Raw genomic sequence first — 6,261 nt, 5'->3', positions numbered from 1 at the left:
GATCCAAGGGATCCGCTCCTGCAGGCGGATGTTGCCCGCCTGGGACCGCAGCACGACGAGCCACTCGTCGCCGCTCCCGCCGAGTTCGAGGAGCTGCCGCTGTTGCCGCCCCTGGAGTCCGGCGTGGATCCGGTCCCGCCGGCTTCGCGGGCACCGCGTCCCTTCAGGCCACCGCTCCCCGAGGATCCGCTGCGCACGGCCGCGCTGCCGCCCATCCAGCGGGCGCTGCCGCCCTCCTTGGCGCCGCTGGGTCAGCCCGTGCTGCTGCCCGCCCCGCGAGGGCCCTCCGCGGCCGCGGGGGGGCCGGCTCCGGCGCCGTCCGCCTCCCGCACGGAGAAGATGGGAGCAGCCATGGCGACCGCGGCCCGGTCTCTGCCTCCGGTGGTACGCCGCCCGGCAAACGCGGTCCCGGTGGCTTCAGCTCCCCAGCAGCCAGCGGAAGGCCCCGGGTCTCCGGGCTTCCAGCCTCCCGTGCTTCATCCCGTGGCGCCCTCCGCGCGCCCGCCTCGCTCGGCGGCAGGCAGCACCCCGGCGCCGGGCACTCCGTCCGGGGCCTCGCTGCCACCGCGCTCGGTGACGACGGGCTCGCAGGCTCAGGCTCCTCGGAGCGTGGCGCCGCCCAGGAATGTCGTGGCGCCACCGCCGCCGCCTCAGGAGGCCCTGCTCGAAGCAGCACGAGCCCTGCCTCAGGCCCAGGCCCTTTCCGGGCTGGCGTCTCTGGACTGCTCGAAGGACTCGGGGCCTCGCCTGGAGGTGCGGCGCTTGTCGGCGAGCTCTCTCGCGCTCCGCTGCTCGCCCCAGGACAACTGGGCCGTCATCCGCTCGCACACGCCGCTCGAGATGCACCTGGTGGAGAACCTGGAGCAGCTCCCACCGATGCTGCGTGACTTCACGGTCGACATCACCGTGGAGCCCGAGCCCGAGGCGGCCTCTGACATGGTGCACTGACGAGCGGTGGGGCTCCGCGCCGGGTCCGCAGCCCTGCATCAGGGCTGACTGGATCACGGCGCGGGTGGAGCCGAGGCGAATGACTGGCGGGCCTCGAACGGCCGCTCACCCTGGAGCCAGGAAGACTGATCACAAGACTGCCTGCTTGCACTAGCCGCAGGAGGGATTCCATCCTGGGAGGCAGCAAGTCCCGCTCGGCCAGCCTGTGGCTCGGACGGCCCCGCTTGCGAGAGGCCGCCCGCCAGGGCTGGGACCTGCCACGACCGCACTACATCGAGACGGACTCGTTGTCCTTCTTGTCGTCGGGAGCCGTCGCGTTCACCGGCGCCTCGCAGTGATCGCTCTTGCGGTTGGGGTGGCAGTGCCGGATGCCATACACGTGGTGACAGCCACACGCGTCCACCCGCTTCTTCGCGCACACCGACGGGTTGAACACCTGGCCCGACAGCTGAACCGGAGGAGCCGCGTGCAACGCCAACGACAGGATCAATCCACCAAGAACCATCGCCCTACCCCCTTGTTGCTCTGGAGGGATGAATGGGAACGCGGCGCGGCTGCTGCAACCCCTCATTCCTGCCCTGCGGCTACAGATGTACGCGAGCGAAACTTCGCTCGTGAGACGGCCTGCCTTTCCCTTGGGGACAAGTCGCCTGTGAGGTGGGCGATGTTCAGCTGCTAGCGCGGCCTGCAGGGGACTACAGGTAGGCCGTCAGGAACTGCACTACGGCACTGGCGAAGGGAGTGTGCTTCCCATCCGCGTCCCGGGAGTCGATGACCGCGATGAACTGGCGGATCTCCTGTTCGCTGGGACCTTCGCTCAAGAACTCCACGGCGCCATCAATCGCGTCACGTCTCATGGCAATGAGCTTCGGTATGTCCAGGCCCAGTGTCCCAATGGCGCTTTGGGCCATCGTGGTCCTCGCCGGATCAGAGGTAGGCCGGATCCCTCCTGCGCTGTCGAAGACGAAGAACTCCCGGCAGTCCGGCATGAGGGGATGCACGCTGAGAGGTGCATACCCCTTGAGATGCCCGCAGTGAGCGGGTTCCTTGGGCAGCTCGCCCTGGCAGGAGGCCAGGAGGTTGGTGAACTCCAGCGCGAGGTGCGGAGCGGCATGGCGCGCTTGCAGATGCTCGATATGCGATCCGCGCATGTCCACCCTCTGCTCGCAGTAGCAGCAGACGAAACCCTGGTCTCTGAGCAGCACGCCCCAGACCTCCGGCTTCTGGGGCTTCTGGAAGTTGTCCCAGCTTGGCTGCCAGTCCGGGGAGGCCAGCGCCTTCCAGGCGGTGAGTGCTGGAGGCTCAGCGCTGCGGACGATCGGGCGCACCGGCCAGCATCTCCTTGCGACGGATCAGGACCTCGCCCTTGGCGAAGCTCGGCTCGTCGGAGCCAATCTCCTCTTCGAGCTGCTGCCGGAGCGCTTTGGCTTCATCGAGCTTGCCCTCGTCGATGAGGCGGAAGAACCGGGTCAGTTGCTCCTTGATACGCCTGGGCCGTTCATCCACGCCCATCAGGTCCTCGAGGATCCGGTTGCTGTCGAGCCCGAAGGAGGACTCTGGGCGCCGCGCAACGGTCTCACCGTCCTTGCGCTCCAGCAGGTAGATGCACTCCGGCTTCACTTCGCTGATGACCTGCGGCGAGTGTGTGGTGACGATGAACTGGCAGTTGGGGAACGTGCGCTCAAGCGACGGAAGCAGCATCCGCTGCCAGCGCGGGTGCAAGTGCAGGTCAACCTCATCGATAAGGACAACGCCCTCTTCGAGCCGTGGATTCGCCGACCTAGGATTGACGATGGAGAGTCGCCTCGCGAGATCACTGACCAGCGTCAGCAGCGCCTTCTCCCCAGAGGAAAGCTGGGTGACATCAAGGATCTCGTCATCCTTCTGCACTGTCATCCGCCGCCGCTTGCGTTCGATGCGGAGATTTGAGAAGCCCTGAAGGAGGGCGGCGACGGCAGTGCGGACGGCCTCAAGCTGTGGATCCTTGAAATCAAGCTTGCCTTGCGCTCGCTCCTCATTCTCGATGTCTTCGCGCTCTCTGAACCAAGCGTAGAATGCGTCAAAGGTCTTCCTTCCCGCAGGGAAGGCATCTTGGAAGGCCTTTTCAGGGCTATTGGTCCCTTGAGAATCCGAGTGCGTCGTATCCGACCACTGACCTCGACTCGTCGAGTACTGCACTACCAGCGGCAGAGACGCCTTCCCCTTCAGCCGATCAACCAGTCCCCCCACAACCTCTGAAAGCCCCTCCGCTCTCTTCCAATTCAGACCTGACGTGGTCCTCCGCCACGAGAAGGAATCTGCCCCTTCTGTAACCTGAACAGTCAGCTCTAGGGAGTCCGCCCCCACTCGAATGTCACGCTCAGCTGAAGGGGCATATTCACCTGTCGTCACAAGGAAAATGCCAGGCCCGGGCGATGTCTTCAGATTGAAGATCAATCGCTCTAACAATGTCGCTAACGCGTCAAGCACGGCGGACTTGCCCACGCCGTTGATGCCCACCAGCACGGTCGTCTGGGTCGGGAACTCCAGCACGAGGTGGCGGATGCCCCGGAAGTTGGTCAGCTCCAGCTGCTCGACGCGCATGCCTCTGCTCCTTGGTGGGCGGCGGCCCACTCCCTTCCTTACGCCAGAAGCGCCGGAACGGCACGAAACCGCTTGCCCCCTGGCCCTCCTGCCTATCAGCGTATCCCCGGTTGTCACGCCTGCCGGTCAGCAACTTTCGGACGGTACCGTCGCTGCCGCGTGTTCAATGTCCCTAGGGAGGGCTACGCCATGGGCTGGATTCAAACGCTGGAGAAGGTCTCGGAAGGGCACTACGTACTGCCGAAGACCAAGACGATGCGCGTCTCCGCGGATCTCTTCCTCTCCGACAAGCTCCTCTATGGCGAAGGCCCGGACTCGCCTGGACTCGAGGAGGCCGTCTTTGATCAGGTCGTCAACGCCGCCTCCTTCCCGGGCGTCACTCGCGTCGCGGTGACTCCGGACTGCCACGTGGGCTACGGCGTGCCCATCGGCACCGTGGTGGAGACCGACGGCATCCTCCTGCCCACCGCCGCCGGCTACGACATCGGCTGCGGCATGGTGCAGCTCAAGACGACGCTCACCGCCGAGGACGTGGCCGACAAGGACAAGCGCCGGCGGTGGATCGACGAGGTCATCCAACGCATCGCCGTGGGCGTGGGCGCCAGCCGGGTGCAGAAGCAGCGCCGCATCAGCCCGAGCACCTTCGCCGAGGTCGTCCGCCACGGCGCCAAGGCCCTGGGCCGCAACGCCTCCACCACGGAGCGGGACTTCATCCCCGTGGAGGATGACCGGGTGGACATCCCCGAGCGCGCCTACGACAAGCGCGACCAGCTCGGCAGCCTGGGCGGCGGCAACCACTTCACGGAGATGCAGGTGGATCAAGACGGGCGCGTGTGGGTGATGCTGCACACCGGCAGCCGCGGGTTCGGGTGGAACATCGCCAAGCACTTCTTCGTGGAGGGCGCGCAGGCCCTGGGCCTCAAGAGCCGCAGCGAGGACTTCGTCTGGCTGGACGCCGAGTCCAAGCTGGGCCGCGAGTACTGGAACCTCCACAACATGGCGGCCAACTTCGCCGTGGCCAACCGGCTCATCATCGGCGAGGCCGTGTGCGCCGCGCTCGAGGAGGTGTTCGGCGGCACCGCGGACATCTACTACGAGATCTCCCACAACCTCATCCAGAAGGAGGCCGGCAAGTTCGTGGCGCGCAAGGGCGCCACCCGCGCCTTCCCCAAGGGCCACCCCGCCCTGAAGAAGACGGCGTGGGAGCACACCGGCCACCCCATCCTCATCCCCGGCTCCATGGAGACGGGCAGCGCCATCCTCTTCGCCGAGGAGGGCGCCGAGAAGTCCATCTACTCGGTGAACCATGGCTCGGGTCGGCGGCTGTCTCGCGGCGAGGCCCGGCGCGTGCTCCAGCAGGAGGAGACGGATCGCCGCATGGCGCAGGCCGACATCCTCCTCAACACCCGCAACACGCCGCTGGACGAGTCGGGGCCTTGCTACAAGAACCTCGACGACGTGCTGGAGACGGTGGAGATGGCGGGGCTTGCCAAGGTGGAGCGCCGCCTCAAGCCGGTGGCCTGCATCAAGGGCGCGGACTGACGGCCCTCTCCCGGGTACCTTCCTCCCAGGGTCCTCTCGGGAGGAGGGTGCTCGCCTGCCTGCCCGCGATTCACCCGGGGTGGGACTTCAGGGGACTCGTGGCCCGGGCGCGGGGACGCTAGAGTGGGGGCTCGTCTGGAGCCTGCCGAGATGAGCCCGTCGCCCAACGCCCACAACCGTTCCACTCAGAAGACCCGCGAAGCCGAGCTGGCCCGCGAGGAGTCCGAGGTGAACTCCCTGGAGTCGCGGCTCGCGGAGCACGTCTCCCGCGCCACGCAGGAGGCGAGCACGCTGGCCTCCCGGTTGAGCCAGATGCGCGCCGAGCTGAACCGCGCCCAGGCCGAGCACTCCGAGGACGTCTCCCTCTCGGAGATCGGCGCCCGGCTCCAGGCCGCCGCCATCCCCGAGCTGGCCGTGGAAGCCGCTCGGGAGCGGGCGCTGGCCGCGCGCCAGCAGGCGCTGGAGATCCGCCTCCAGGCCACGGAGGAAGCGCAGATCGCCCTGCACGCCTTCCAGCAGCAGACCAGCGCGCTGGCGAAGGAGCTGGCCCACGCGGAGGCCCGCCTCAAGGAGCTGGCCGAGGCCGCCGCCCGCGCCCGCCGCGAGCAGGAGGCCGCCCGCGCCCGTGAGGCCCAGCGGGCTCGCACCGAGGCTGCCCGCCCCGCCTTCTCACCTCGGGCCGCATCCACCGCGGCCGCGACCGCCAAGGCCCCCAAGGCCCGGAGCGCGCCGGCGCGAGAGCGCTCCCGCGTCAGGCTGCGGACGAACATCGGCCTGGGCAGCGACTCGAACTTCTTCACCGGCTTCTCCCCGGACATCAGCTCGGGCGGCCTCTTCGTCGCCACGGTGGAGACGGTGCCACGCGGCACCCAGGTGGAGCTGGACTTCACGCTGCCGGGCGGCCGTCCGCTGAAGGCCAGCGGCGTGGTGCGCTTCCTGCGCGAGCCGAACGATCACACCCCGGACCTCATGCCGGGCGTGGGCGTCCAGTTCCAGGACTTGCAGCCCGAGGTGGCCTTGCTGATCAGCGACTTCGTGCGTCAACGCGAGCCGCTCTTCTACCCGGACTGACTTACGCCGCTCCCGCTCGGGGGCTTGGCGAGAGCGCTGCCCACCACTCGACACATGGGGCTGCCCGTCTGCTCGGGGGTGCCTAGGTTCGAGCCATCATCTGCGTGACACGGGGCC

General features: G+C 67.8%; 6 protein-coding genes. 3 read left to right on the top strand and 3 right to left on the bottom strand.

The features are described from left to right. Window positions 1-948: hypothetical protein (locus tag ACJ8AT_RS22700; protein ID WP_407739894.1), on the top strand; the 948-nt coding region annotated here is incomplete at its 5' end. 268 nt (window positions 949-1,216) lie between these two features. Here ACJ8AT_RS22700 and ACJ8AT_RS22695 read toward each other — a convergent pair. The 3 genes from ACJ8AT_RS22695 to ACJ8AT_RS22685 all read right to left on the bottom strand — a co-directional run bounded on the left by ACJ8AT_RS22695 (window position 1,217) and on the right by ACJ8AT_RS22685 (window position 3,531). After that, window positions 1,217-1,453 (bottom strand): hypothetical protein, encoded by a 237-nt coding sequence (locus ACJ8AT_RS22695; protein ID WP_407739893.1) that lies wholly within the window; start codon window positions 1,451-1,453, stop codon window positions 1,217-1,219. A gap of 190 nt (window positions 1,454-1,643) precedes the next feature. Then, window positions 1,644-2,276, bottom strand: a complete 633-nt coding sequence (locus tag ACJ8AT_RS22690) for a retron system putative HNH endonuclease (protein ID WP_407739892.1) — start codon at window positions 2,274-2,276, stop codon at window positions 1,644-1,646. Then, on the bottom strand, window positions 2,251-3,531 hold the full coding sequence (locus ACJ8AT_RS22685; RefSeq protein WP_407739891.1) for an AAA family ATPase: 1,281 nt from the start codon (window positions 3,529-3,531) through the stop codon (window positions 2,251-2,253). The genes ACJ8AT_RS22690 and ACJ8AT_RS22685 overlap by 26 nt, the downstream gene beginning before the upstream one ends. 189 nt (window positions 3,532-3,720) lie before the next feature. Between ACJ8AT_RS22685 and ACJ8AT_RS22680 the strand changes: the two genes are divergently transcribed. Both ACJ8AT_RS22680 and ACJ8AT_RS22675 read left to right on the top strand, forming a co-directional pair. Next, window positions 3,721-5,073 (top strand): RtcB family protein, encoded by a 1,353-nt coding sequence (locus tag ACJ8AT_RS22680; protein WP_407739890.1) that lies wholly within the window; start codon window positions 3,721-3,723, stop codon window positions 5,071-5,073. 150 nt (window positions 5,074-5,223) lie between these two features. Continuing rightward, a complete protein-coding gene (locus ACJ8AT_RS22675) occupies window positions 5,224-6,144 on the top strand; it encodes a TIGR02266 family protein (protein WP_407739889.1) in 921 nt (306 codons plus the stop codon). Window positions 6,145-6,261 lie beyond the last annotated feature (117 nt).

Source organism: Hyalangium sp., assembly GCF_045802625.1.
Taxonomy (GTDB): domain Bacteria; phylum Myxococcota; class Myxococcia; order Myxococcales; family Myxococcaceae; genus Hyalangium.
The sequence above is the reverse complement of the archived record's forward strand: the minus strand, read 5'-3'. Positions and strand labels throughout refer to the sequence as shown.

What these genes read in the sequence shown, in the direction of transcription:
- ACJ8AT_RS22695 (WP_407739893.1), bottom strand. Translation starts at nt 1,453, where the DNA reads ATGGTTCTTGGTGGATTGATCCTGTCGTTGGCGTTGCACGCGGCTCCT.
- ACJ8AT_RS22685 (WP_407739891.1), bottom strand. Translation starts at nt 3,531, where the DNA reads ATGCGCGTCGAGCAGCTGGAGCTGACCAACTTCCGGGGCATCCGCCAC.
- ACJ8AT_RS22680 (WP_407739890.1), top strand. Translation starts at nt 3,721, where the DNA reads ATGGGCTGGATTCAAACGCTGGAGAAGGTCTCGGAAGGGCACTACGTA.
- ACJ8AT_RS22675 (WP_407739889.1), top strand. Translation starts at nt 5,224, where the DNA reads ATGAGCCCGTCGCCCAACGCCCACAACCGTTCCACTCAGAAGACCCGC.